This window comes from Verrucosispora sioxanthis (assembly GCF_010560025.1).
In the GTDB taxonomy this organism is placed as follows: Bacteria; Actinomycetota; Actinomycetes; order Mycobacteriales; family Micromonosporaceae; genus Micromonospora; species Micromonospora palythoicola.
On sequence record NZ_SAIY01000003.1, the window covers coordinates 62,441 to 86,074 of the forward strand.

At 71.8% G+C, this 23,634-nt stretch carries 21 protein-coding genes; 9 read left to right on the plus strand and 12 right to left on the minus strand.

Going from position 1 to position 23,634, the window contains the following annotated elements:
• Positions 1 to 88: 88 nt before the first annotated feature.
• Genes ENC19_RS09605 through ENC19_RS09620 form a run of 4 tightly spaced genes read left to right on the plus strand, consistent with a single transcriptional unit; the run spans position 89 to position 3,345 of the window.
• Positions 89 to 1,084: a hypothetical protein gene (locus tag ENC19_RS09605; protein ID WP_235944640.1), complete on the plus strand. Its 996-nt coding sequence runs from the start codon at positions 89 to 91 to the stop codon at positions 1,082 to 1,084.
• Positions 1,081 to 1,536 (plus strand): ABA4-like family protein, encoded by a 456-nt coding sequence (locus tag ENC19_RS09610; RefSeq protein WP_164446852.1) that lies wholly within the window; start codon positions 1,081 to 1,083, stop codon positions 1,534 to 1,536. The genes ENC19_RS09605 and ENC19_RS09610 overlap by 4 nt, the downstream gene beginning before the upstream one ends.
• A 4-nt stretch (positions 1,537 to 1,540) precedes the next feature.
• Complete coding sequence (locus ENC19_RS09615; RefSeq protein ID WP_328824195.1) at positions 1,541 to 2,722, plus strand: sensor histidine kinase; 1,182 nt, start codon at positions 1,541 to 1,543, stop codon at positions 2,720 to 2,722.
• Positions 2,719 to 3,345, plus strand: coding sequence for a response regulator transcription factor (locus ENC19_RS09620; protein ID WP_164446853.1), 627 nt, complete (start codon positions 2,719 to 2,721; stop codon positions 3,343 to 3,345). The genes ENC19_RS09615 and ENC19_RS09620 overlap by 4 nt, the downstream gene beginning before the upstream one ends.
• 6 nt (positions 3,346 to 3,351) lie before the next feature.
• Here ENC19_RS09620 and ENC19_RS09625 read toward each other — a convergent pair whose 3' ends face one another.
• The 6 genes from ENC19_RS09625 to ENC19_RS09650 form a co-directional block, all read right to left on the minus strand.
• A complete protein-coding gene (locus tag ENC19_RS09625) occupies positions 3,352 to 3,654 on the minus strand; it encodes a MoaD/ThiS family protein (RefSeq protein ID WP_164446854.1) in 303 nt (100 codons plus the stop codon).
• Entirely contained in the window at positions 3,651 to 4,766 is a 1,116-nt protein-coding gene (locus ENC19_RS09630; RefSeq protein WP_164446855.1) for a WD40/YVTN/BNR-like repeat-containing protein, read from the minus strand. The genes ENC19_RS09625 and ENC19_RS09630 overlap by 4 nt, the downstream gene beginning before the upstream one ends.
• A gap of 130 nt (positions 4,767 to 4,896) precedes the next feature.
• The gene (locus ENC19_RS09635) at positions 4,897 to 5,403 is read right to left on the minus strand and encodes a hypothetical protein (RefSeq protein WP_164446856.1); all 507 of its coding nucleotides are present in this window, start codon (positions 5,401 to 5,403) and stop codon (positions 4,897 to 4,899) included.
• Positions 5,393 to 7,195, minus strand: coding sequence for a RyR domain-containing protein (locus ENC19_RS09640; protein ID WP_164446857.1), 1,803 nt, complete (start codon positions 7,193 to 7,195; stop codon positions 5,393 to 5,395). Before ENC19_RS09640 ends, ENC19_RS09635 begins: the two co-directional genes overlap by 11 nt.
• A 133-nt stretch (positions 7,196 to 7,328) precedes the next feature.
• Positions 7,329 to 8,942 carry a flavin monoamine oxidase family protein gene (locus tag ENC19_RS09645; protein ID WP_164446858.1) on the minus strand — a complete coding sequence of 538 codons (1,614 nt, stop codon included), beginning with the start codon at positions 8,940 to 8,942 and terminating at the stop codon, positions 7,329 to 7,331.
• A gap of 94 nt (positions 8,943 to 9,036) precedes the next feature.
• The gene (locus ENC19_RS09650; RefSeq protein WP_309246039.1) at positions 9,037 to 9,267 is read right to left on the minus strand and encodes a zinc-binding dehydrogenase; all 231 of its coding nucleotides are present in this window, start codon (positions 9,265 to 9,267) and stop codon (positions 9,037 to 9,039) included.
• A 169-nt stretch (positions 9,268 to 9,436) separates the two neighbouring features.
• Between ENC19_RS09650 and ENC19_RS09655 the strand changes: the two genes are divergently transcribed.
• Positions 9,437 to 11,599: an AAA family ATPase gene (locus ENC19_RS09655; protein ID WP_164446859.1), complete on the plus strand. Its 2,163-nt coding sequence runs from the start codon at positions 9,437 to 9,439 to the stop codon at positions 11,597 to 11,599.
• 31 nt (positions 11,600 to 11,630) lie between these two features.
• Here the strand turns inward: ENC19_RS09655 and ENC19_RS09660 are convergent, their stop codons facing one another.
• Genes ENC19_RS09660 through fxsA form a run of 3 tightly spaced genes read right to left on the minus strand, consistent with a single transcriptional unit; the run spans position 11,631 to position 16,718 of the window.
• Complete coding sequence (locus tag ENC19_RS09660) at positions 11,631 to 12,644, minus strand: hypothetical protein (RefSeq protein ID WP_164446860.1); 1,014 nt, start codon at positions 12,642 to 12,644, stop codon at positions 11,631 to 11,633.
• Between the two features lie 11 nt (positions 12,645 to 12,655).
• Positions 12,656 to 16,549 (minus strand): FxSxx-COOH system tetratricopeptide repeat protein, encoded by a 3,894-nt coding sequence (fxsT, locus tag ENC19_RS09665; protein WP_164446861.1) that lies wholly within the window; start codon positions 16,547 to 16,549, stop codon positions 12,656 to 12,658.
• A complete protein-coding gene (gene fxsA / locus ENC19_RS09670; protein ID WP_164446862.1) occupies positions 16,536 to 16,718 on the minus strand; it encodes an FxSxx-COOH cyclophane-containing RiPP peptide in 183 nt (60 codons plus the stop codon). The genes fxsT and fxsA overlap by 14 nt, the downstream gene beginning before the upstream one ends.
• Positions 16,719 to 16,996: 278 nt before the next feature.
• Here fxsA and ENC19_RS09675 point away from each other — a divergent pair, with 278 nt between their 5' ends.
• From ENC19_RS09675 to ENC19_RS09685, 3 genes are read left to right on the plus strand one after another with little or no spacing between them, the layout of a single operon-like run.
• Positions 16,997 to 18,193: an FxsB family cyclophane-forming radical SAM/SPASM peptide maturase gene (locus ENC19_RS09675; RefSeq protein WP_164446863.1), complete on the plus strand. Its 1,197-nt coding sequence runs from the start codon at positions 16,997 to 16,999 to the stop codon at positions 18,191 to 18,193.
• 17 nt (positions 18,194 to 18,210) lie between these two features.
• On the plus strand, positions 18,211 to 19,506 hold the full coding sequence (locus ENC19_RS09680; protein ID WP_164446864.1) for an HEXXH motif domain-containing protein: 1,296 nt from the start codon (positions 18,211 to 18,213) through the stop codon (positions 19,504 to 19,506).
• Positions 19,507 to 19,541: 35 nt separating this feature from the next.
• The gene (locus tag ENC19_RS09685) at positions 19,542 to 20,330 is read left to right on the plus strand and encodes a hypothetical protein (RefSeq protein WP_164446865.1); all 789 of its coding nucleotides are present in this window, start codon (positions 19,542 to 19,544) and stop codon (positions 20,328 to 20,330) included.
• 61 nt (positions 20,331 to 20,391) lie between these two features.
• Here the strand turns inward: ENC19_RS09685 and ENC19_RS09690 are convergent, their stop codons facing one another.
• A complete protein-coding gene (locus tag ENC19_RS09690; RefSeq protein WP_164446866.1) occupies positions 20,392 to 21,510 on the minus strand; it encodes an erythromycin esterase family protein in 1,119 nt (372 codons plus the stop codon).
• Between the two features lie 69 nt (positions 21,511 to 21,579).
• On the minus strand, positions 21,580 to 21,969 hold the full coding sequence (locus ENC19_RS09695) for a MerR family transcriptional regulator (RefSeq protein ID WP_164446867.1): 390 nt from the start codon (positions 21,967 to 21,969) through the stop codon (positions 21,580 to 21,582).
• Positions 21,970 to 22,032: 63 nt separating this feature from the next.
• Between ENC19_RS09695 and ENC19_RS09700 the strand changes: the two genes are divergently transcribed.
• Positions 22,033 to 22,647 carry an NADPH-dependent FMN reductase gene (locus ENC19_RS09700; protein ID WP_164446868.1) on the plus strand — a complete coding sequence of 205 codons (615 nt, stop codon included), beginning with the start codon at positions 22,033 to 22,035 and terminating at the stop codon, positions 22,645 to 22,647.
• A gap of 39 nt (positions 22,648 to 22,686) precedes the next feature.
• On the opposite strand, the gene ENC19_RS09705 is transcribed toward ENC19_RS09700, so the two are convergent.
• Positions 22,687 to 23,586, minus strand: coding sequence for a LysR family transcriptional regulator (locus ENC19_RS09705; protein ID WP_164446869.1), 900 nt, complete (start codon positions 23,584 to 23,586; stop codon positions 22,687 to 22,689).
• Positions 23,587 to 23,634: the final 48 nt, after the last annotated feature.

Genomic DNA, 23,634 nt, shown 5'->3' on the forward strand with positions numbered 1-23,634 from the left:
GGGTAGGGGAGGGCCATCCGACCATCGGCCGTGGTCGGGGCCAGTGGTCGGGCGACGTCGACCCGTACGCCGACGAGCATCTACAGGCATGACTGACAACCTGTCGCGGCGGATGAACCGGCACCGCCCCTTGATGGTCTTCGTCTCGGCGATGGCGGTGCTCGCCGTCGTCTGCGCGGTCGGCATCGTGGCCGACCAGCGGGTCGTGACCGGCGCGCCGATCTGGCTCAAGCCGTTCAAGTTCGCGGTGTCCTTCGTGCTGTACGGCGGCACCCTGGCCTGGCTGCTCTCGCTGCTGCGTCGGCGCAGCCGGATCGCGGAGTGGGCGGTCACCGTGGTGGTCGCCATGGGTGTGGTGGAGATGTGCGTCATCGTCGGGCAGGTGATCCGCGGCACCACCAGCCACTACAACGAGACCACTCCGTTGAACGCCGTGCTGTGGCAGCTGATGGGCGCGGCGATCATGGTGCTGTTCGTCGCGCACGTCGTCATCGGTGTCGCGGTGCTGCGGCAGCCGGTCGCCGGCCGCGCCGGCCGGTACGCGATCGGTCTGGGGCTCGGGCTGGCGGCGCTCGGCATGCTGGTGGCGGTACCGATGACCCTGCCGGCACAGGCTCCCGTGATCGAAGGCATCGCCGGGGCACACAGCGTGGGCGTGGCCGACGGGGGGCCGGGGCTGCCGGTGGTCGGCTGGAGCACCACCGGCGGGGATCTGCGCATCGGGCACTTCGTGGGGCTGCACGGGATGCAGGTGTTGCCGATCCTGGCGCTGCTGCTGAGCCGGATCGCTGGTGGTCGGCTGGACGAGCGCACCCGGGCGCGGCTGCTGCTCGTGCTGGGCGTCGGCTATGGTGCGGCGACCGTGCTGCTGACCTGGCAGGCGCTACGCGGGCAGCCGCTGCTGCGACCGGACACGCTCACCCTGACCGCCGTCGCGACGCTGGCGGTGGTGACCGTCGCCGCTGCCGGCGCGGTGCTGGCCCGCAGCGGGGCTCCGGCGGGCGGCGAGCACCGGCCAGCGGGCCCGGCGGGACCGCACAGCGAGCGGGTCGAGGGTGACGAGCGGACGGAGGTGACGGCGTGAGTGCCACGTTGTTCACGCTGACCTTCGCGGTGGCGGCACCCTTCTGGGCGTTGATGATCCTGCTGCCGACCTGGCGGGTGACCCACCGGATCATCCGGTCGCCGCTGATCGTGCTCCCGGCCGTGGTGATCTACGCGGTGCTGGTGATCCCGGCGTTCGGCGAGGTCCTGCCGGCCGTGGTGTCGCCCACCCTCGACGGCGTACGGGAGTTGTTGGGCGGAGCCGAGGGCGCCGCGGCGGCCTGGGCACACATGATCGCTTTCGACCTGTTCGTCGGCCGGTGGGCCTGGCTCGAAAGCCGGGAACGGGCGGTCCCCCCGCTGGCGATGGCACCGGTGCTGGTGTCGACGATCCTGCTGGGGCCGCTCGGCCTGGCCGCCTATCTGCTCGTCCGCGCCAGATGGGCACCGCCGACGGTGACTTCTGGCCGCGAACCGCGACACCTAGGCTGAGGCCGTGGGCTGGGTGGGACGACTGTTCGACGCGCGCGACAGCCTCGTGCGGATGGTGCTGCTCATCCTCTCCGGCCTGGGCTACCTGTTCTTCGGCACCATGTCCGCACCGACCACGGTCCAGTGGGTGCTCGCGGTGCTGGCCTTCGCGGTCGGACTCTCGCTGCACCACCGGCCACTGGCCAACATGCTCACCCAGACCGCGCTGCTGGCGGGCGCGATCTGGTTGGTCGACGACTTCACGATCAACCAGGTGGGTGCCAGTTGGGCGCTGCTCGAACTGACCATGGCCGCCCACCGGAGCCGGACCATCTGGCTGGCGGCCGGGTTGCTGGCCGTGGTCGACCTGACCGACTCGATCGGTGACCCGCTGCCGCGCCTGCTCTCCGGTGTGTTCGGGCTGCTGCCGGAGGTCGGCGTGCCAGTGCTGCTCGGGCTGGTCATCCGGACCACCCGGGAGCTCGGGCAGCAGTCGCGGCGGCGGGCCGAGGAGGAGCAGCGGCGGCGCGAGTCGGAGAACCGAGCCGCCCGCGCCGACGAACGCGGCACCATCGCCCGGGAGCTGCACGACGTGGTCGCGCACCACGTGGCGTCGATGGTGCTGCGGGTCGGGGTGGCCCGGCACGTGCTCACCGACCTGGATCCCCGGGTCGGCGCGGTCTTCGACGACGTGCACGGCACGGGCACCGCGGCCCTTGCCGACCTGCGTCGGCTGGTCGCGGTGCTGCGTGACCCCGACGGCGTACGCGGCGACGCCGCGCTGACCGCGATCGAACCGTCGGCGCTACCGGCCGCGCTCGGCGCCGCGGTGGACCGGGCCCGGCAGGCCGGGATCACCGTGATCGCCGACATCGACCCGGCGGTCGGTAGCCTCGACGCGGTACGCGGCCTCGCGGTGCTACGGCTCAGCCAGGAGGCGTTGACGAACGTGGCCAAGCACGCCGGTACCGACGCGGTGGCGCGACTGTCGGTGACCGTGGTCGACGGCGCCGTCCACTGGGAGGTGGTCGACGACGGTCGCGGCAGGGTGCCCGCCCCGGTGCCGGTCGGCGGCGGCCACGGCATCACCGGCATGCGCGAACGCGTCGAGGTCCTCGGCGGACAGTTGACGGCCGGACCGACCGGACCGGGCTGGCGGGTCGCCACCGTGCTGCCCGCCGGCCCGGCAGCGACGGAGCGCACATGATCCGGGTACTGCTTGTCGACGACCAGCACCTCATCCGCGCCGGCCTGCGCATGCTCTGCGAGGCCCAGCCCGACATCGAGGTCGTCGGCGAGGCCGACAACGGCCGGGACGCGATCGCCCTCGCCGCCCGGCTGGTGCCCGATGTCGTGGTGATGGACCTGCGCATGCCCGGCGTCGACGGGATCTCCGCGACCAGCCGGATCCTCGCCGACCGTCCCGGTGCCCGCGTCCTGGTGCTGACCACGTTCGGCGACGACGACCACCTCTATCCGGCGTTGACGGCCGGCGCCTGCGGCTTCCTGCTCAAGGACGCGCCGCCGACCGAGCTGCTCGACGGTGTGCGCCGCGCCGCGACCGGCGACAGCCCGTTCAGCTCGGAGGTGCTGCGCCGGCTGGTGCGGCGCGCGGTGCACGCCCGCACCGGGACGCCGACGCCGGTCACCGGGCTGACCGCCCGGGAGCAGCAGGTGCTCGACCTGGTCGCCGACGGGCTGTCCAACGGCGAGATCGCCGAGCGGCTGCACATCGGCGTGACCACGGTCAAGTCCCACATCACCAGCCTGATGACCAAGACGGGCAGCCCCAACCGGGTACGCCTGGCACTGTTCGCCCGTGGCCTGTGAACCGGGTCATCCGCCGGCCATCGCGCCGAGGACGATGAACGGCTCCTCGCCGGCGACCACCCGCTCGGGCAGGGGCGTGTCGGGTGGACAGTTGGACAGGTCCTCCTCGCAGGCGTAGAAGCGGACGAAGGCGCGGCGCTTACCGCTGTGCCGGTCGCGGATGGTGCCGAGCAGCATCGGGTAGCGCGCCTCGATGGCGTCGAGCACCAGGCGCTGGGTGGCCGGCCCGGGGCCGGCCACCTCGATCCGCACCTCGCCGGTCACCCCGGCGAGGGTCTTCAGGTGAGCCGGGAGGACGACCCGGATCACGGCAGCACCTGGACTTCCACGGAGAGCACCGGCGGCAGGTCCCGGACGATCGGCGCCCAGCTGTCGCCGCCGTCGGCGGAGCGGTAGACCTGGCCACCAGTGGTGCCGAAGTAGATGCCGCAGGGGTCGAGCGTGTCGACGGCCATCGCGTCGCGCAGGATGTTGACGTAGCAGTCGGACTGTGGCAGCCCGTCGGTCAGCGGCTGCCACTCGTCGCCGCCGGTGCGGCTGCGGTAGACGCGCAGCCGGCCCTCCGGCGGGTAGTGCTCGGAGTCGCTCTTGATCGGCACCACGTAGATGGTCTCCGGTTCGTGGGCGTGCACCGCGATCGGGAAGCCGAAGTCCGACGGCAGGTTGCCGCTGACCTCGCGCCAGTTCGCTCCGGCGTCGTCACTGCGCATGACGTCCCAGTGTTTCTGCATGTACAGCGTGTCGGGCCGGGACGGGTGCTGGGTGATGTGGTGCACGCAGTGGCCGACCTCGGAGTCCTGGTCGGGGATCTCCCCCGACCGCAGCCCCTTGTTGATCGGCAGCCAGCTGGTGCCGCCGTCGTCGCTGCGGAACGCGCCGGCCGCCGAGATGGCGGTGTAGATCCGACCCGGGTGGGCCGGGTCCAGGATGATCGTGTGCAGACACAGGCCGCCCGCGCCGGGCTGCCAGGACGGCCCGCTCGGGTGGGTGCGCAGGGCGGTCAGCTCCGTCCACTTGCCGCCGCCGTCGGTGGTCACGTAGAGCGCGGCGTCCTCCGCGCCGGCGTAGACGGTGTCCGGGTCGTCGCGGGACGGTTCGAGGTGCCAGATGCGCTTGAACTCCCACGGACGTGGCGTCCCGTCATACCAGAGGTGGTCGCCGACGTCACCGGCGTAGGCGAAGTCGTTGTCGACAGTGGTCCAGGTCCGGCCGCCGTCGTCGGAGCGCTGGATCAGCTGCCCGAACCAGCCGCCGGACTGGGAGGCGTAGAGCCGGTCCGGGTCGGCCGGCGACCCGGTGAGGTGGTAGATCTCCCAGCCCCCGAAGTGCGGCCCGTCGACCGTCCAGCTGTCGCGCCTGCCGTCGGCGGTCAGGACGAACGCACCCTTGCGCGTCCCCACCAGCACACGTACACCACTCATCTGAGCATCCTCTCGTTTCGTCGGGCCGGCGGGCGGTCGCCGCACCGGACATACACCGGTCCTGGTCGGTCTACTCCCCGGGTACGACGAATTGGCATCAGCGGAACGGACAGCACCGGCCACCGGGGGCTCATCCCAAGCGGGACCGCCGGGCGTCGGTGGGCCAGATGACGGTGGTGGGGATGCCCCGCTCGCGGGCCCAGCCGACGGTCCGGTCCGTCGACGCGTCGTGGCAGCCCGGTTCGCCGTCCCAGACCGCCAGCAGCCGCTGCACCCGCGACAGCAGCTCCCGGTTGGCGGTCACGTACGCGGCCGTGCCGGAGGTGCGGTGGCCGGTGTGCAGCACCCGGGTGGCGCGGCTGAGCAACTCGTCGAAGCTGCTCCGGGCCGCCGGGGCGATGGTGTCCCGGTAGTCGGGAGCCGGCAGCACCACCTCGTACGTGCCACCGCCGTCCAGGACCGCGCGGGCGAAGATCTGGTCGGTGCCCGCCGCCAGGCAGGTGACACCGTGCACCGGCCGGTCGCTGATCCTGCGCAGTTCGAGGCGGATCGCCTCGGCGACCAGCCGCTCGGTGGCCGGGGTCAGGTTGATGTGGCCGGTGACCCCGACGCGGACCGGTTCGCGTTCAGGCGGCATCGGCCGAGCCTCCCCGCTGGACTGGCACGCTGGGGCCCAGCCGGATCAACTCGAATCCGCTGTCGGACAGCACGTCGGGCAACGCCCGGATCTCCTCCCGGTTCTGCTCCTTCGCGGCCGACGACAGTTCGTCCCACGGCCGCAGCAGGTGGTGTCGGCGCCGGGCGTCGTCGCGCGGCTCGCCGAACGTCCAGCCCTCGGAGCGCCGTTCCCTGCACCACCGTTCGTGTTCCAGCCGGGCCAGTTGCTCGATCCGGTCGTCGATGGCCCGCCCGGCAGCCGAGGCGTCACCGGCGCCACCGTGCCGGGGGGCCACCACGCAGCCCAGGTTCAGCAGTTTGGCCGCGATGTCCTGGACGTGGCTGCGGTTGGCGCGGCGCAGCGACTCCGGCAGCCGGGACCAGGGCACCATGGCGGGCGCGTCGCCGAGGCGTAGCCCGGCTCGCTGCTGGGCGTACAGGTACCGCAGGTGGATCTGCTGGGCGAGCCGCTCGGTGAGGTCCTCGGCGATCAGCCCGGCGTCGCAGGCATGGGTGAGCACCGGATACAGCCGCAGCTTCCCGTGCACCTCGTCGAGCAGGTCGTGGCGGGCGTCGCCGTGAAAGGCGGCGGCCAGCGCCGCCTGCCGGTAGACCGGCACGAAGACGATGCTGCGCGTCCCGCGCCAGAGGGCGGGGGTGTCCAGCGCGAAGCGCAGGCCGCCGATCTCGTCGGGGGCGCACAGGTAGATGCGGTCGTAGCCCTCGGCGGTGACATGGTCGAGGCCGACCAGGCCGGCGATGTCCCGGTCGTACCCGGCCAGCCGGCAGACCTCGCTGAGGAACGGATAGCGGGAGGTGGCCAGGGCGAGTTCGGCGCGGGCGTCCGGTGCCACCAGGTCCACCCGCAGCCGGCGGTCGGGCCCGCCCTGGTCGGCCTGGTGCGCCCGCCAGTGCCGGGCCGTCTCCACCAGCAGTGCCCTTCGGAAGCTGCCGTCGCCGGCGATGAGGACCGTCGTCGGCCGGTCCGGTGCCGACGGCAGCGGATGGTGCCGGTGCAGGGCCCGGGCGGCGATGTCGTCGACGTGGAAGTAGTCCAGGCGCAGCCGACTGGACCCGGCGGCGCCGAGCCGCCGGGCCTGCAACGACAGGCACATCTCCGGGTCGTGGACCTGGACGTAGACCCGGGGCGGGTGGCGACGGTCCTGGATCAGCCGGTTGGCGGTGTTGGCGATGGCGTGGTTGCGGTCGTCGTCGTCGGTGCAGGCGTAGACGGTGTGCGCCCGGGGCAGGCCGGCACCCCGCAACACCTCCACGTTCGTCGGATCGCCGACGACACCGAGGTAGCGGCGTCGGCGGTACTCCAGCGGCCCGAACGGTTCGGAGCGTACGACGACCACCCGGCCACCGTCGGCGTACAGCCGGTCGGCGAGCATGTGCGCGAACTGCGAGTCGCCGCAGACGACGGCGTGGCCACTGGCCCGCCGGGCCCGCCGCCGCCGGATCTCCGTGGCCAGCAGCAGCCGACCGGCCTCGGCCACCGCCAGCAGGGTGAACAGCGGTGCCATGAACCGGGCGACCTGCAACTGCCACGGATACGGACCGGGTTGCTCGAAGAGTTCGGCGCTGAGGAAGAACAGTTGCAGGTCGTAGTAGAGGATGTCGTACCGGTCGGCGATGGCCTCGGGGCGTGCCTGCGACAGGCGTTCCAGGCCGACGTAACCGAGCACCGAGGCGATCAGGCCGATCACCCCGAAGACGACCCGAAGCCACCACGCGGCGGGACGGGCCGCACCGGGGACCGGCTGGGTCATCGCACCAGCCACCGGATTACGACCATGCGCGTCATGCTATTGGACAAAGTCGATCACCAGGGCCGGCGACGTGCCGACCGGCCGGGCACTTTTCGCAGGTGGCGCCGTTTCCCCGGGGCCGAGATGTCGGGGTTCAGCTCGACATGACCCGGGCGTGCAGGTCGGTGACGACCTTGCGGGCGGACTCGAACGCCCCGGCCTGCCAGGCGATGTAGTGACTGAGGTGGTCACCGGCGAAGTAGACCCGGCCGTCCGGCTCCAGCAGCCGGCCGTACTGGCCGCTGGTGCGCGACGGCCACGACACCCAGCCGCCCTCGGAGTGGCGGGTGCGGTCCCAGGCCACCGAGAAGGACGTCTCCAGCTCCGTCCGGTACGCCTCGCCGTGGATCTTCACGCCCTGCGCGACGGCGCGGGCCTCCCGCTCGGCGGGCGTCAGCGCCGCGTACGCCTGGGCGTTGGCGCCGAAGTTGTAGTAGCCGACCACCACGCCCTTCGCGCCGTGGTAGCCGTAGGAGGGGTACCAGATCGTGGCCAGGTCCAGGTTGGTGTTGGTGATGCCGGAGTAGATGTTCTCGTCCTGCTCCCACCACCGTCGCCGGTACTGCAGGCCGATCTTGCCGGTGGCGTTCGGGACCGGGTAGGCCAGCGCGTCCCGGACCGGTTGGGTGAGGTTGGACGGGATCTTCGCCAGCACCTGCGGTGGGATGGTGCAGACGCAGAAGTCGGCGGTGGCGGTGCGCGGCCGGCCGCCCGGCCCGTCGTAGACCACGCTGACCCCGGAGCCGGTGTTGGAGATCGAGCGCACCTGTGCGCCGTAGGTCACGAGGCGCCGGCCCACGGCGGCTTCGAGGGCGTACGCGATGCGGTCCATCCCGCCGACCGGCTGGAACATCAGCATCGCCTGGTCGTAGCCGAACTCGAAGGAGAAGTACCGGCCGATGCCGCTGGCCAGCACGTCGGTCAGCGGGTAGGGGGTGAGTTTCGGGGTGCCCGCCTCGAAGCCGGCGCCCGGCTCGACCAGGTAGCCGCGCCGGTTGGTGCCCGCGTACCGCCAGCTGGCCGCCGGGTCGTCGGCGACCCGACCGCCGATCGCGCCGAACCCGCGCAGGAACTCCAACAGCCGTTCCTTGTCCTCACCGGTCAGGTAGGTGTCGAGCGCACCCTGGTCGGTGGCCTTGGCGAGCAGTTCGGAGACGTACCCGTAGACGTCCGCCTTGGCCTCGCGGTGCCGGATCTGCCGGCCGGACAGCGCCCCGGCGTTCTCGTTGACGTAGTAGGCGTCGGCGTTCTGGTTGCCGAAGATCTCGATCGGCACGCCGAGTTCCCGGCAGTAGTCGAGGGTCACCATGTGCTGGGCGATGCGGGCCGGGCCGGCGTTGAGGTACTGCCCGTCGGCGAAGTGGGCCCGCTGGGTGCGTCCGTCCAGGTCGGTCTCGGTGGTGCCGCCCCGCACCGTCCAGTTGCGCCCGCCGGGCCGGTCACGCGCCTCCAGGATGCGCACCCGGTAGCCCGCCTTGCCCAGCTCGTACGCGGTGGCCAGGCCGGCGATGCCGGCCCCGAGCACCAGCACGGACTTCGCCGACCGGCCGGTCAGCGTGAAGTCGGACCGGTTCGGTGCCCGGAACGGTGGTGCCGCCTGGGCGGCGGGCGCCAGCCCGAGCGCACCCATCGTGCCGTAGAGCACGCCCGCCCCGCCGGACACCCCGACGGCCTGGAGGAACTGCCGCCGCGTCGTCGGTATCGTCACCGCACCTCCCGCGCAAGATCGAAGCCCGACGATCCCAGGCGGCAGTTACATCGATGCATCTCTCTTGTTTCGCGCCGATCTCCGGCCGACCGGACTAGCGATCGCGGGCCGGCGAAACGTCGATCACGACGTTGCTGACCTTGTGTCCGGCGTCAACGTGCCGGTGCGCCTCGACGATCTCGGTCATCGGGTAGCTGCGGTCGATGACGACCTGAAGCCGCTCCTCGGCGAGCTCGCATGCGGACCATTCTGCGGTGCGCCCGCCACCCGGCCGGCTTGCCGGACCCTCGGCTGTGGCCCGCCGTCGCGCCGACCGGCGGCCCACCGATCGGGCCTTTTTCGCAGGTGAGACCGATCTGTCGCCTTCGGAGGTCCGCCGGAATGGCCACTGACAGCTACGATTTGAAGACGCCCTGGAGGCGCGGAGGAGCAGTGCCTGCCCGGGCCGTGGGAGTTCCTGGTGCCCGGACCAGAGCTACCGGAGGATCAGAAAGATGGATGCAACTGAAGATCCACCGGCGGTCGTCCCGGTCAACCCGTTCTCTCCGACCGCGGTCGCCAGAGTGGCCGAGGGCCGGGCGCAGGCGACCACGGTCACCACCGCCGCCATCCGCGACGCCCTCGCTCATCTGGACCACTACCTGCGCAGCGGCGACGGCGGCACGGTCGCGGTGGTGGGTGACTACGGCACCGGCAAGACCCATCTGGCCGCCGAACTGCTGGCCCACGCTCAGGAGAGCACCGGGGGTGCGATCCGAGCGGTCTACCTCGACGCACCCGCCGACACGTTCCTGTCACTGAGCCGCCAGCTGCTCGGTCGGTTGTCTCGCGACGCGGTGCGGGCCCTGGTCGAGGACCACCGGGCGGCGTCACCCGCCGTGACCGCGCCGGACGGGTCGCCCGCAGCGGGGTGGCTCGGTGAGCGGCTCCGGGCGGAGCTGGCCCCGGTCACCACCGATCCCTCGGTCGGCACGGTACTGGCGATGCTGCTCGATCCCGCCACCGAGGCGACAGCGTGGGACTGGCTGACCGGTCACCCGCCCGGGCCGGCGCTGGCGGCGGCCGGCGTCCCCGCCCGCGTCGACGTGGAGTCCGACGCGGTGGCGGTGCTGGGTGCGCTCGCCCTGCTGTGCGGGCAGCGCCACGGACGCTTCGTGGTGGTACTGGACGAGGTGGACAAGTTCCTGTCGGCGGCGGGCGGCCCGGGTGACGACACGATGGCCCGGTTCTCCCGCCTGATCGAGCTCTTCGCCGCCGCCGGCGCCTTCCTGGTGATCGCCGGGCTGCCGGACATGTTGCACCTGTTCAGCCCGGACGTGCGGCAGCGGATCGGGCCGATCGTGCGGATGTCCGCGCTGAGCGCGCGGGACGTGCGGGACTTCATCCGGCGCAGTCAGCTGCGCACGTTCGGCCAGGCACGGCTCGCCCCCTTCACCGTGGAGACCACCGAGTACCTCACCAACCTGACCGACGGCGTGCCCCGCCGACTGATCCGGCTGTGCTACCACCTGTACCAGCGGGCGGCGCATGCCGACACGCCGGTCACCCACCTCATGGTCCGCGAGGCGGTACGGGTCCAGTTCGACCTGGCCAGCCGGCAGGATGTGGCCGCCGACGTGCGGCGGGTGCTCACCCAGGACGGCTGGTCGTACCAGCGGGACCACCTGGTGGGTTCGCTACGGGACCTGCCGGTCGACTTCTGGGTGCCGCTGGAGGAACGGAACGCCGGCTGTTGCGTGCTGCTCACCGAGTCGGTGCTCAAGTCCGAGGAGGTCGACGCCCTCAACCGCCGGGTGGTGGCGATCCGGGCAGCGGTGCCGGACAGCGAGGTCATCCTGGTCGTCGTCGGGCACCTGCCGGCGGAGTTCGCCGCCGACCTCGCCGAGACGTTCAGCGTGGAGCCGATCGTCTACGAGCCGCAGTCCTTTCCGGAGGACCTGTCGGGCAGCGTGAAGGCATCTCTGCGCCGGCTTGAACAGGCGCTCGGCGCGGACACGCTGACCTCGGTGCGCACGCGCGTCGAGCGCATCCAGCGTCAGCAGACGAACGCCCAACGCTCCATCGAGCGGCTGTCGTACCAGTTGGACGAGATTCGGGACGACCTGCGCCACGATCCGCGCAGTCCGGTGCAACGGGAGCAGCACCCGAGGCGACCGGATGTCGCGTCCACCCCGCTGCCCGGCCCGGTCGCCCGGCTCTTCGCCGACGCCATCCAGGCGCTTGACCAGCTCACCGGCTTCGACCGCCACCTACGCGAGGCGTTCGCCCCGGCGGGCACCGAGATCCGGCAGGCGGTCGAGAACGCCGCGCTGCTGCGATCGGGCCTGCGCTCCCGGGACGTGCAGCGGGCGCTGGGCACCTCGATGGTGCTGCGACGGCTGATCGAGGCGTTCCGCCACGGCGTCGAACGGTGGTACGAGGGGCACCGTCGGGCCCCACGTCCGGGGGACCTGGACCGGTTGGACCGGCTCTGCGAAACCTACGACGGCATCGCCGAGTATCTGCCGCTGTTCCAGCTGGACGTGCTCGGTGACCTGGCCGTACCGGGTGACGGCGACCCGACGGAGCCGCCGGAGCGCTCGCGCAGCTGGACGGAGGCACGGTCGGTGTTCGACGGCCTGAGCGCACGGGTGCGGCGGCTGCTGGTGAACGCCTGAGCACACCCGTCGCGCACCGCGAGCCCCCGGCTCACGTGCCGGTCGGCACGTCCAGCCGGGCCAGCTGCCGGCCCACCGCCGACATGTCGAGATCCGCCTGGGTGACCCAGTCCTGGTCGAGCGCGACGCCGAAGAGGTACTCCTCCGGCGCGAGCAGGTAGTAGAAGACCGCACCGATCTCCAGGTCGAGCACCAGACGTTCGGCCTCACCGGCCACGGTACGGCGCAGGTCCCGGCTGACCTGCAACGCCAGCAGGGACAGGTCCCCGGCCAGACGTTCGTAGCGGGCCCGCCGACCGGCCACGGTGACCCCGCGACTGAAGAAGGACTCCAGTTCCGGATGCCGCAGGATGTCGGCCGCGGCGGTCTGCTCCCCCGCCCGGTGGTGGCTGAGATAGTGCAGCCCGGCCGGCCGCAACGTGGTGCTGAGCAGACCGCCGGACTCAGCAGACCCGACCACGTACGCCATGAAGTCGGCGGCCGACGCCGCGACCGGCACCTGGGCGTCACCGGCGGTCAGCCAGCCGCCCGGGTTCTGCGACGGCAGCCGTACCAGTTGACGCAGCGCGGTGGCGAGCTGGGCCGCCGCCCGGTCGATGCCGCTCGCCCGGGACGGGTCGGCGACCGCCTCGGTGCCGGCCGGCGGAAGGGATCCGAATCCCACCACGTGTTCGCCACCGGTCACCGTGTTGCAGAAGACGAGATCCGTGCGGGTCTGGACGGCCAGCCGAACCAGCCCGCCGCACTGCAGCTCCCACACCCGCCGGCTGAGGTCGGCCGCCCGGTAGACGAGTTGGGCACCCGCCCGGCGGTGCACTTCGCGGCGCTGCGCGGGCTCGGCACCGTCGAGTGCGGGCGGCGTCGACGCATGGTCCAGGATGTCCAGCGCGAAGTCGAGCACACCGCCGGTGTAGTGCGCGATGTGGTAGATGCCGGTGTCGCCGAGAAGTAGTTCCCGGCACAGGTTGCGCTTCTTGCGGAACCCGGGCACGTCCTGCTCGGCCGACTCCTCCACCAGCGCGTCGATAAGCTGCGGATCCGTCACCTGTCCACTCCTCAGCTTCTTGGCACGTCGATGTCGGTGTCGGTGAGCGCGGTAGCGCCCGCGTCGGGGGCACCGTCGCGTAGCGCCCGGATCGCCGCGAGGTTGGCGACGGCGTCGACCGTGCAGGGATGGCGTCGGCCCAGGTAGCGCAGGCAGGTGTGCTGCGTGTCCTCCTGGATCCGGACGGCGTCGGCGAAGTCGCCCCGGACCGCCAGGTGACCGGCCTGGGCGGTGGCGGCGGTGAGCGTCCACGGATGGGTGTCGCCGAGCCGGGCGCGCAGCGTACGCAGGCCCCGCTCGCCGTCCCGTACGGCCTGGTCGTACTCCCCGGCCCCACGCTGGAACAACCCCAGGTTGACCGAGCAGACGGCGGTGAACGGGTGACCGGCCTCCAACTGCCGCTCGTAGCCCCGCAGGCAGCGGATGGCGTGTTCGACGGCGATCCCGGCGTCGCCGGCGCGGTAGTAGTCCACGGCCATGCTGAGCAGGCTGGACCGGGTGATCGGATGGTCCTCGCCGAACCGGTCCCGGTAGCCCCGGAAGGTCTCGATGCTGCGCTTCTTCGCGGCGATGGCAAGCCCGAGCCGGCGTTCGGTGACCGCGAGGCTCCGGTTGACGCGCAACTCGTCGAGGTGGCTGGCGGAGCGCAGCTCGTGCACCCGTTCCAGGGTCTCGCGCAGGGTGGCCAGCGACAGGTCGTACTCGCCGGCCTCCCGCTCAAGCGTCCCCACCAGGCACGACGCCCGCCAGGTCGCCGGTTCCTCCGGCCCGAACAGCGACATCCACCGGTCGAGCAGCTGGTGGGCGAGCCGCAGTGCCTCCCGGGCGTCGCCGGTCAGCTGGAAGGCGATGGCGAGATTGTTGATCGCCATCAGGGTGTTCGGGTGGTCGTCGCCGAGCACCTCCTGGTAGCCGATGAGGGTCGCCTGGTCCTCCACCAGCGCGTCCTCGAACCGGCCGAGACCGCGCAGGTCACCACCGCGGCCCCGGCCCACGATGAGGGTCCGGAAGTGGCGTAGCCCGTGGCGGCGACGTTGCTCGCTGAGCACCCGCTCGTCCAGACGCAGCGCCTCCTGGTGCTTGCCCAGCACCCGGTGCAGGTTGGCGGTCTGGACGAACAGCCGCATGGTCAACTGGTCGAATTCGCCGTCGACCGTCCACCGGTCGCAGACCTGCTGAGCCAACCGCACCGCGGACTGCCAGGCGTCGCTGTCGCCGAAGAAGAACAGGTAGCGGACCTGCTTCACCACCCAGTGCCGCACGGGTGCCTCGTCGGCCGTCAGCGCGCCGGAGGGCACCAGGTGGCGCTGCAGTTCCTCGAAGACCGGCAGGTAGCGGCGATCGTCGGCCTCCGGGTCCGTCGGCGCGTAGCCGGCGAGCCCGCGCAGCACCTGGCGATGACGCTCGCGGCGCTGTGGCTCGGGCATCGCCTCGCGCAGCAGGACCTGGATGGCCCGGTGCATCCGCAGCGCGGCGCCACGCCCCCAGTCGATGTCGAAGAGGGCGAACCGCGCGCCGACGGTCAGTACCAGGTCGACCTCTCCGGCGTCGAGCAGCAACTCCTCCGCGTCGAGGTCGGCAGCGGCGGCGAGTTGGGTGAGCATCGGCACCGACCGCAGCAGTGGAAAGCCGATGCCCTCCGGCGAGAGGAACGAGCCGAGTTCGGCGACCCGGATGGCCAACGACCCGAACTCGGTCTCCCGCAGCGTCGCCAGGGTGATGTCCAGCATCCGGGCCACGGTCGAGGTGCGGGAGCCGGGAATCCGCTCGGTCGGTTCCTCCTCGGTCGAGGGCCGCCGCAGCCCGTCCAGCAACTCGGCGACGCACCGGCCGACGGCCTCCAGGTTGGGCGTACCCGCACGTTCCAGGGCCCGGGTCCGCTCGCGGATCCACGCGGTGGCCAGCCGCAACGCCAGCGGCAGGTGCTCCACCGCGGCCGCGATGGCCCGGGCGTCCTCGGCGCTGATGCCGAGGGTCCGCCGCAGCATCGCGGTGCTCTCGTCGCCGGTGAAGGCCGCCACCTCCAGCGGTGCCGGCAGGTTGGAGGAGCCGTCGTCCCGCGAGGTGAACAGCACGTGCCCGACGCCCGGGCGGGGTAGCAGTCCGGCCAGTACCTCCGCGTCGTCGGCGTTGTCGTAGATCAACAGCCAGCGGGCGAAGGCACTGCGCGGAGCCGACAGGGCGGCCACCGCCGCCTCGGCCGCCCCGACGCTGTCGGCCACGTTGATCTCCTGGGCCAGCTCGCCGAGCGCCGCCTGCACCGTCTCCCGGTCCTGCGCCGGGATCCACCAGACCACGTCGTAGTCGTAGGCGAAGCGGTGGGCGAACTCCCGGGCGATCTCACTCTTGCCGACTCCGGCGCCCCCGGTCAGGGTCACCGGGCCGCCACCGTCGGTGAGCTGGTCGCGCAGCCGTTCGAGGTATTCGCCGCGACCCACGAAGGACTCGTTACGCGGTGGCAGGTTGGTCCGCAACCGACGGTCCGCTTCGGACGGGTAGCGCGGCGCGGTCCGCAGGTCGCCGGTGGGCTGCCCGGGTGCGATGAGGCCGAGCCGGCTGAGCAGCAGCGGCTGGGCCCGCACCCCGTCGACCGCCCGGAGGTCGATGACCCGGCTCGGATCCAGCTGTTCGGGCGGATCCCCGCGGGTCAGTACGCCGAACACCTCGACGTCGGTGGCCGACGCCGCGGTGCCGAGGGCCCGCATCACGCCCGGCGAGAGGATCGCCAGCACCGTGGCGTCCGGGTCGTGGGCCGGCGCCAGCCCCGACCGCACGACGTGCCGCTGCACCTGGGCGTTGGCCCGGCGCAACTGTCCGGCGATCCAGTCGGCGAACGGCCGGTCGACAGGCTCGTAGAGCACCTGGATGTCGTCGGCGCCGTCGGCCGGGTCGAGCAGCACACCCCGGCGATAGCGGCGACGGATCCGCTCGGGTACGTCGGCCACCCGGGCCACCGCGCCCCCGCTGATCCAGGAGGCCATCTGCTCGTAGGCCGCCAGGAGGGTGTTCTCGCTGCCCGGTGCGTCGGCCAGCACCGCCAGCACGTCGTCGTAGGTGTCGTACGACGGCTCGGGCACCTCCACTATCTCCACGGTGGAGGCACCGGACAGCCCGGTGGTCGACTCGTCGAGCAGGTTGGCGAACGCCTTGCGGGCCGAGTCACGGGCCGGTCCGTACCACGGTTGGCTGACATCGCGAAGCGTCGGTGCGGCGAGCACCCGGATGCCGCCGGTGGCCTCCCGCTGGAGCTGGGCGGCCAGGTCCGCCGCCTGCTGCATCGCCTGCCGGCGAGGCGGTATCGACACCACCGCCACGTCGCTGAGCATGGCGGTGTACGTGATGCCGGGCAGGGTGAGGTCGACCGGGGTGTCGATCAGCACGTAGTCGTAGCCGCCGTGTCGTAGCAGTTGCCGGGCGCGGACCGGATCGACCTCGGGTAGGGCGTTGGCGTCGAGGCTGATGCCGATCATCTCGAACCCGAAACTCGACCCGGAGATCGCGTACCGGTAGAGCATGCCCTGTTCCGGCCCGGGGGGCGCGTTCGTCGCCGCCCGGTGCGGGTGCGTGTCCGGATGCGGGCTGATCAGCGTGGCGAGTTCCGGGCCGAGCACCCCGGCGGCCGGCACCGCGTCCACGCGGAACGAGCGCAGGTAGTCGTAGACCCTCGGTGTCTTGGTGCACCAGTCCACGGCGAGGACCCGCTTGCCGTTGGAGGCGAGGATCCAGGCGATGTTCGCGACCGCGCTGCTGCGACCGGTGCCGCTGGTGGGCGAGACGAACGAGACGATGGTGCAGGTGCCGACGGTTTCCTCCCGGCCCGGCTGGCCGGCATGGCCACGGGCCGGTCGCTGCTGCGGGACGTCACCCGGGACGACCGGGGCGTCCTCGCGGTCAGTCGTCGCCATCGATGGCGCTCTGCCAGCCCGCGTACTGGTCACCGGCGGCGCCGCTGCGGCGCTGCAACCGGCGCAACGCGGCCAGGAGCACCTCGCTCGGCACGGCGTCCAGCGCGACCAGGTCGACGTCGGTCAGATCGATCAGATCGGAGCGCAACGAGTCCTCCCCGGTGTCCATTGCCCGATCACCGCCTGTCTGCCTCTCGCACAATGATCGCGTCGCAGGTGCGGACGTCGACGTTGGCCAGATCCGCTGCGTACGCCCATGATAACGGTATGACGTGGTCGCCAGACGGCCGTACGCGGGCCGGGCCACTCTCCCGCCGCGACGGTCCGGCCGCGGACCGGCGACCCCGGATCAGGTCAAACACGGCGAACAGAGCGTCATGCGTCGATGTATGCTGTGGACCCGTCGCCCCCGGCCGACCGGCCGCAGCCAGGACGGTGAAACGCCTGATGCCCGGATCCGACGGCCACCGGTCAACCGGCGGCACCGCCACCCACCCCGCGCCACCCGTCGCCTTCCGCCAGTTCGTGCTCAAGCTGCACAGCCGCTGCGACCTGGCCTGCGACCACTGCTACGTCTACACGATGGCCGACCAGCGGTGGCGGGACCTGCCCCGGACCATGCCACCCGAGGTGCTCGACGCGACCGCCCGGCGCATCGGCGAACACGCCCGGGCACACCGGCTCGACCGGGTGTCGGTGATCCTGCACGGCGGCGAGCCGCTGCTGGCCGGCCCGGAACGCGTCGAGGCGGCCGTGTCGGTCATCCGACAGGGCGTGGCACCGGTGCCGGTACGGATGACCGTGCAGACGAACGCCATCCGGCTGGACGAGCGGTACCTCAGCCTGTTCGACCGGCTCGACGTGCGGCTCAGCGTCAGCCTCGACGGCGACCGGGCCGCGCACGACCGGCATCGGCGCGGGCCCGACGGACAGGGCAGCCACGCCCGCGTCGTGGCCGCGCTGCGGCGCCTCACCGCGGGCTACCCGCACCTGTTCAACGGGCTGCTGTGCACGGTGGACCTGCGCAACGACCCGGTCGCCACCTATCTCAGTCTGCTCGAACACCGGCCGTCGACGATCGACTTCCTGCTACCGCACGGCACCTGGCACACTCCCCCGCCCGGACGCCCGGCCGATCCTCGACGGACCCCGTACGCGCGCTGGCTGATCTCGGTGTTCGACAGGTGGTACCACGCGCCGGTCCCGCCGGTCCGGATCCGCCTCTTCGACGAGATCATCCAACTGCTGCTCGGCGGCGCCTCCCACCTGGCCGGCGTCGGCCTGAGTCCGGTGGTGGTGGCGGTGGTGCAGACCGATGGTCGGATCGAGATGGACGACACCCTCGCCGCCGCCTACGCCGGCGCGGCGGGTACCGGGCTGCACGTGCAGCGGGATCCGTTCGACGTCGCCCTCGCCCTGCCGGCGGTGCGGGCCCAGCAGAGCGGCGCGGCGGCGCTCTGCGCCACGTGTGGCGCATGCGACCTGCGGCGGGTCTGTGGTGGCGGGCTGCGCACCCACCGCTGGCGGGCAGACAACGGCTTCGACAACCCCTCGGTCTACTGCCCCGACCTGTACGCCCTGATCGACCACATTCGTCAGACGGTCCGTCGGGACGTGGCGACGCTGCCCCGGGCGACCCGTTGATTCCGTCGGTACACCGGATGCCGCGGTCGGTCCTGGCCGAACTCGCCGCCGGCCGGGGCGGTGTGGCGGCGGTGACGTGGCTGCGGGCCGCCCAGCACAGCAAGATCCTCCTGCTGGTACGCGCCCTGCTGCTGCTGGTACGCGAGACGGCGCACCCGGATCGGGCGGTGGTCGAGACGGCGTACCGGGTGCTGGCCGAGGTTCCCACGCCGGACCGCGTGGCCGCGCTCTCCCATCCGCCCGTCGCCGCGTGGGCGTTCGGCACCGTGTCGCTGCTGGAGACGGGCAACGCGTCGGCGGCACACCCCGGGCTGCTGGCCGCCGTGGCGGTCACCGCGGCCGTCCGTGCCGGCACCGAGGTCGAACTCGACGTCCCGCTGGCTCCCGGCGCCGACGGCCGGCTGGATCTGCCGGGCCTCGGCACGTTGACCCTCCCGGTCACCGCGACCCGGGCTCGGGTCCGCACCTGCGGCGGGCAGGCGTGGGTGATCGCCGCCGGCAAGCGGCTAGACATCGACACCGGTCGGTCGTCCGACCGCCGATGGCGGCCACTGTCCCGGCTGGACGTCGCACATGGTGGACTGGCGCTGTCGCTGCAGGTGGACACCCGGACCTGGCGGTACGTACCCGGAGTGGGCACCGACCACGACCGCGGCGGTACCCCGACCGACGCCTGGCGGTCACGCCTCGACGGTGCGTGGCGAATTCTGGTCGACCACCACCGACCGGTCGCCGAGGAGATCTCCGCCCTGCTGCGTGCCCTGGTGCCGATCCGCGCGCCCCGGATGAGCACCCGCAGCGGCACCTTCCACCACGCCTTCGGGTCGGTGGCCATGTCGCTGCCACCGGATGCCCGGTCGACGGCCGTGGCGCTCGCGCACGAGATCCAGCACGCCAAACTGGCCGCGTTGACCGACATGTTCGCCACGCTGGAACCGGGCCCCGCCGAGCTGTTCTACGCACCGTGGCGGACCGACCCGCGGCCGTTGGACGGCCTGCTGCACGGGGCGTACGCCCACCTGGGGGTGGCGGGGTTCTGGCGTCGCCAGGCGCGGGTGACGGATTCGGGCGCGGCGCGGCACCACGCGGAGGTCCAGTTCGCCAGGTGGAGCAGAGCCGCCGCCGACACCGTCGCGGTGCTGGCCGCGCAGCGGCGACTCACCCCGGTGGGTCGACACCTGGTCGAGGGCATGGCCGGCGTACTCGACCGGTGGTTGGCGGAGCCGGTCGCCGCGCGGGCGGCCGCCGAGGCAAACCGACTGCTGGCCGCACACCGCAACCGGTGGGACCGGCACCGGGCACCGACCGGCTGAACACCCGCCTCGCCGGCCTCAACTACGCTGGGTTCATGGGGGAGGACAGCGAGCAGCCTACGCGTCGTGAATGTTTCGTGATCGCCCCGATCGGTCCGGAGGACTCGGACATCCGCAGACGCAGCGACCAGATCCTCAAGCACGTGATCCGCCCGGTGGTGGAGGCGCGTGGCTTCGTCGCGATCCGTGGCGACGAGATCGAACGGGCCGGTCTGATCACCTCCCAGGTGCTGGACCGCATCATCCGCAACGACCTGGTGATCGCCGACCTGACCGACCAGAACGCCAACGTCTTCTACGAGTTGGCGGTCCGGCACGCCCTGCGTAAACCGTTCGTCCAGTTGATGGCGAAGGACCAGCAACTGCCCTTCGACGTGCACGGCATGCGGACGATCCTGGTCGACCACACCGACCTGGACAGCGTGCACGCCGCCAAGGAGCAGCTCGGCCGGGCCATCGACGCCATCGGCAGCGAGGCGGACATCGTCACCCCGATGTCGGTCGCCCTCACCCTGCAGGAGCTGCGCGGCTCGTCCAGCCCGCACGAGGCCGGTCTGTCCCAGGTCATCGAGACCCTGCCGCAGATGATGGACATTCTCCAGGACCTGCAACGTCACCTCGGGGCCGGCGTGGTCGGCGTGACCGCGACGGAGGACGACGATCATCGCCGGCTGCGGACGATGGTCGAGTCGCTGGCATCCCGTGGCGGGGTCACCGAGGACGATCTCGCCGGACTGCTCGGTGGCGGCAGCAGCAAGTTCGAACGGTGGGTGGAGAACCTGATCCAGCGGGCACGCAGCTCGAACAACCATCGGCCCGTCTGAGCGGGACCCGCCGGCCGGCGCAACGCTTGGTGGCGGAGCCGGCCGGGTCCGACGGGTCGGTTCAGCCCGGCAGGGGGTGGATCGGGGTGACCGTCGGGACGAAGGCGATCGCGTCGAAGCTGCCCGCCAGCGAGGGCAGCTCGTAGTAGTGCTGCTCGTCGTGGTCCGCCTGGTAGAGACCGGAGATCAGTCGGGTACGCCACGGTCGTCCGGGCCGGTCCGCGAGGTCGGCGGGTACGGCGGAACGCAGGTCGATGATCCGCGCACCACCGCCCTGGAGCAGCACCGCGTCCAGTGACGCTCCGACGGGGCGCGGAACGTCCCGGCCGGGGATGCCGCCGTGGCCGAAGGTGACGTGGACGGCCGCGTAATCGCTGCCCAGGGCCGCCCGCAGATGGGCACCCAGCATGGTCGCGCCGTGCGCCGCGACGTGGGCGCTGCCCTCCCAGAACACCACCCGGTCGCCGCTGACCCGCTGGTGATCGAGGAGTCGCTCGGCGGCGGCGCGCTCCTCCGCTGCCGCGTCGTACCCGGCGCCGAGGGCGTGCGCGTGGAAGTCGACGATCCCCTCGATGAGCCGTAGCGCCTCGTCACGTCCCGGGCTGTCGGGCAGGTGGGCGGCCAGGTCGCGGGCGGTGCGGGCGAGGTCGACGAAGGGCACGCCGGGGTGGGTGCCGTGCAGGCGTTGGACGTGCTCACCGTTGTCGTGGGCGGTACGGATGACGTCGAACATCTCGCCGATCCGCGTCGCGGTCGCGGGTTCCGCCGGGGCGAGCAGCGCCACGACCCGTTCGTAGTCGGCGGGCAGCGCACGTCGTCCGTTGACGGCGATGACGCGTACCGGATCGTCCGGGTGATGCTCGTTGTGCCGGCGCAGCCGGACGAGCGCGTCGCGCATCTCGACCGTCCGCCACGGACCCCACGCCTGGTGGAGCGCGGCGGCCAGGTCGAGGTCCGCGCCCCGGACGTACCGGTCGTAGAGGTCACCCACCCGCTGGTTGTCGAGCAGGGCGACGACCCGGAATCCGCGCCGAATCAACTCGTGGGTGGTTTCCTCGACCAGCCGGAAGGTCTCGGTGGCCTCTCGGGTACTCGTCCCGAGGCCGACGATGGTGGCCGTCTCGACGAGGGCGGCAAGCCGCTGGGCGGACGACGGGACCGGAGTTCGGAGATCACTCATGCACCCGACGATCGGGGTTCAACATATGGTGAAGTCAAGTCCGCGACGACTGCCACCTTCGCGGAACGATCACCGCGCGGGATCGTTCCGCCCGATCTCGCACAGCCGGGTGCCCGACCCCATCGCCGCGAGCTGCGCCTTGAGGTCGCGAACCCGCTCCTCGACCTCGGTCACCAGCCGACGGGCGACATCCGCCCACTCGTCGGGCGTCGGGTCGGCCGACAGGCCGGCGAAGAGTGCGGCGATCTCGCGGACACTCAGCCCAGCTCGCTGGGCGAGTTTGGCGACCTGGATCCGGCACGCTGCGGAACCGTCGAAGCGACGTTGATTGCCGGCGGTGCGTACCGCGTTGATGACCCCGTGGTTGTCGTAAAACCGCACGGCCGACGGCGCGACGCCGCTGTCGACGGCGACCTCACTGACGCTGAACGTGCGAGGCGGACCCGTGAGCACTGTCATGAACGCAGGGTAGGCACACCAGGACTTGACTTCAACATATGTTGAACCTGCACGGTCTCGGACATGGCTATTTCGACCGACCAGCACAGCAGCCTCTCCCCCGCCACCGGCCAGCGGGTGGCCGTGATCTCGGGCAGCGTCCGCAAGGACCGGATGGGCCCGACGATCGCCCAGTGGGTGGCCGCCGCACTCGACCCTGCCGGCGCGCTCGACCCTGCGCAACTCGACCTGATCGACGTTGCCCACGTCGAGCTGCCCGACGACAGCCTCCTCTACCCTGGCGGCGGGCCGAAGAGCGAGGTCGCCGACCGGATCGCCGCCGCCGACGCGTTCGTGTTCGTCACGCCGGAGTACAACCACAGCTACCCCGCCTCGCTGAAACGTCTGATCGACTGGCACTACGGCGAGTGGCGGGTCAAGCCGGCGACGATCGTGGCCTACGGCGTCCACGGCGGATACGCGGCGATCGAGCACCTGCGCGGGGTGCTCGCCGAACTCAGCGTGGTGACCACCCGCCGGGCCCTGGGCCTGCGGGCACCGTGGACGTCGCTCGACGATCATGGTCGCTACGTTCCGGACGCGGAGCTCTCCCGTGGCCTGACCGCGAGCCTGACCGAACTGCGCTGGTGGGCGCAGGTGCTGGCCGACGCTCGTCGGGACCGCCCCCTCACGATCTGATCGCGGAGCCGGTCTTCGGTCACGGCTTCGCGGACGCACTCAGCGGTCACTGCTCTCGCCGTCGGCGACGGGGACGTCCAGCTCGTTGAGGAACGCCGTCGCCGCCGGGGTGAGGGTGGTCCGGTTCCAGACGAGGTGTTCGATCCGGGCCGGGGCGTCCCGCACCGGAATGGTGACCACACCCGGCAGCTGCGGCGCGAAGGTCGACGGCAGCAGGGCGATGCCGAGCTGCCGACGGATGAGCCGGGTCATCATCGAGTCGACGGTACTCACCTCGAAGGCGACCTCGCGGTGCACTCCGGCGGCGGCGAACGCCTGGTCGGACTGGGCCCGCCCCGCCGATCCCGCCGGCAGGTCCACGAACGTCTCGGTGGCCAGGCGAGCGAGGTCGACCTCGGCCTGCCCGGCAAGCGGATGTTCGGGGGCGACCACGGCCACCAACCGGTCGTACGCCAACTGTCGGGCGACCACCCCTTCGGGCCGGGCGGTCACCGGAAGTCCGAGAAATCCGATGTCGACAGCACCTTCCTTGACCTGGTCGATGAGCTGTTCGCTGCCACCGACGCGCAGCCGGATACGGACGTGCGGATACCGCTGATGAAAGGCGTCAAGCGCGGCCGGGATGTCGACAGCGGCGACGGTCGGAATCATGCCGACGGTGAGTCGGCCCCGGATCTCCCCGACCGCCGAGGCGACCTCGGCGGCGGCCCGCTCGGCCGCGTCCAGGCACTGACGGGCCGCCGGGAGGAACGCCTCACCGGCCGGGGTCATCCGCACCCGGCGGCTGGTCCGGTCGAACAGGCGGGCGCCGAGTTCCCGTTCGAGGCGGGCGATCTGGTGGCTGAGCGCGGACTGGACGACCAGACAGCGCTCGGCCGCACGGGTGAAGTTCCGCGTCTCGGCGACGGCCACCACGTACCGCAGCTGCTGAAGCTCCATCCATCAATCGTGAATCGTGATGGTTGGGTTGACAAGGATGTGTTGGAC

Coding starts and splice junctions, on each gene's coding strand:
- ENC19_RS09605 (WP_235944640.1), top strand. CDS start 89: ATGACTGACAACCTGTCGCGGCGGATGAACCGGCACCGCCCCTTGATG.
- ENC19_RS09620 (WP_164446853.1), top strand. CDS start 2,719: ATGATCCGGGTACTGCTTGTCGACGACCAGCACCTCATCCGCGCCGGC.
- ENC19_RS09630 (WP_164446855.1), bottom strand. CDS start 4,766: ATGAGTGGTGTACGTGTGCTGGTGGGGACGCGCAAGGGTGCGTTCGTC.
- ENC19_RS09635 (WP_164446856.1), bottom strand. CDS start 5,403: ATGCCGCCTGAACGCGAACCGGTCCGCGTCGGGGTCACCGGCCACATC.
- ENC19_RS09640 (WP_164446857.1), bottom strand. CDS start 7,195: ATGACCCAGCCGGTCCCCGGTGCGGCCCGTCCCGCCGCGTGGTGGCTT.
- ENC19_RS09655 (WP_164446859.1), top strand. CDS start 9,437: ATGGATGCAACTGAAGATCCACCGGCGGTCGTCCCGGTCAACCCGTTC.
- fxsT (WP_164446861.1), bottom strand. CDS start 16,549: ATGGCGACGACTGACCGCGAGGACGCCCCGGTCGTCCCGGGTGACGTC.
- fxsA (WP_164446862.1), bottom strand. CDS start 16,718: ATGGACACCGGGGAGGACTCGTTGCGCTCCGATCTGATCGATCTGACC.
- ENC19_RS09675 (WP_164446863.1), top strand. CDS start 16,997: ATGCCCGGATCCGACGGCCACCGGTCAACCGGCGGCACCGCCACCCAC.
- ENC19_RS09680 (WP_164446864.1), top strand. CDS start 18,211: ATGCCGCGGTCGGTCCTGGCCGAACTCGCCGCCGGCCGGGGCGGTGTG.
- ENC19_RS09685 (WP_164446865.1), top strand. CDS start 19,542: ATGGGGGAGGACAGCGAGCAGCCTACGCGTCGTGAATGTTTCGTGATC.
- ENC19_RS09690 (WP_164446866.1), bottom strand. CDS start 21,510: ATGAGTGATCTCCGAACTCCGGTCCCGTCGTCCGCCCAGCGGCTTGCC.
- ENC19_RS09695 (WP_164446867.1), bottom strand. CDS start 21,969: ATGACAGTGCTCACGGGTCCGCCTCGCACGTTCAGCGTCAGTGAGGTC.
- ENC19_RS09700 (WP_164446868.1), top strand. CDS start 22,033: ATGGCTATTTCGACCGACCAGCACAGCAGCCTCTCCCCCGCCACCGGC.
- ENC19_RS09705 (WP_164446869.1), bottom strand. CDS start 23,586: ATGGAGCTTCAGCAGCTGCGGTACGTGGTGGCCGTCGCCGAGACGCGG.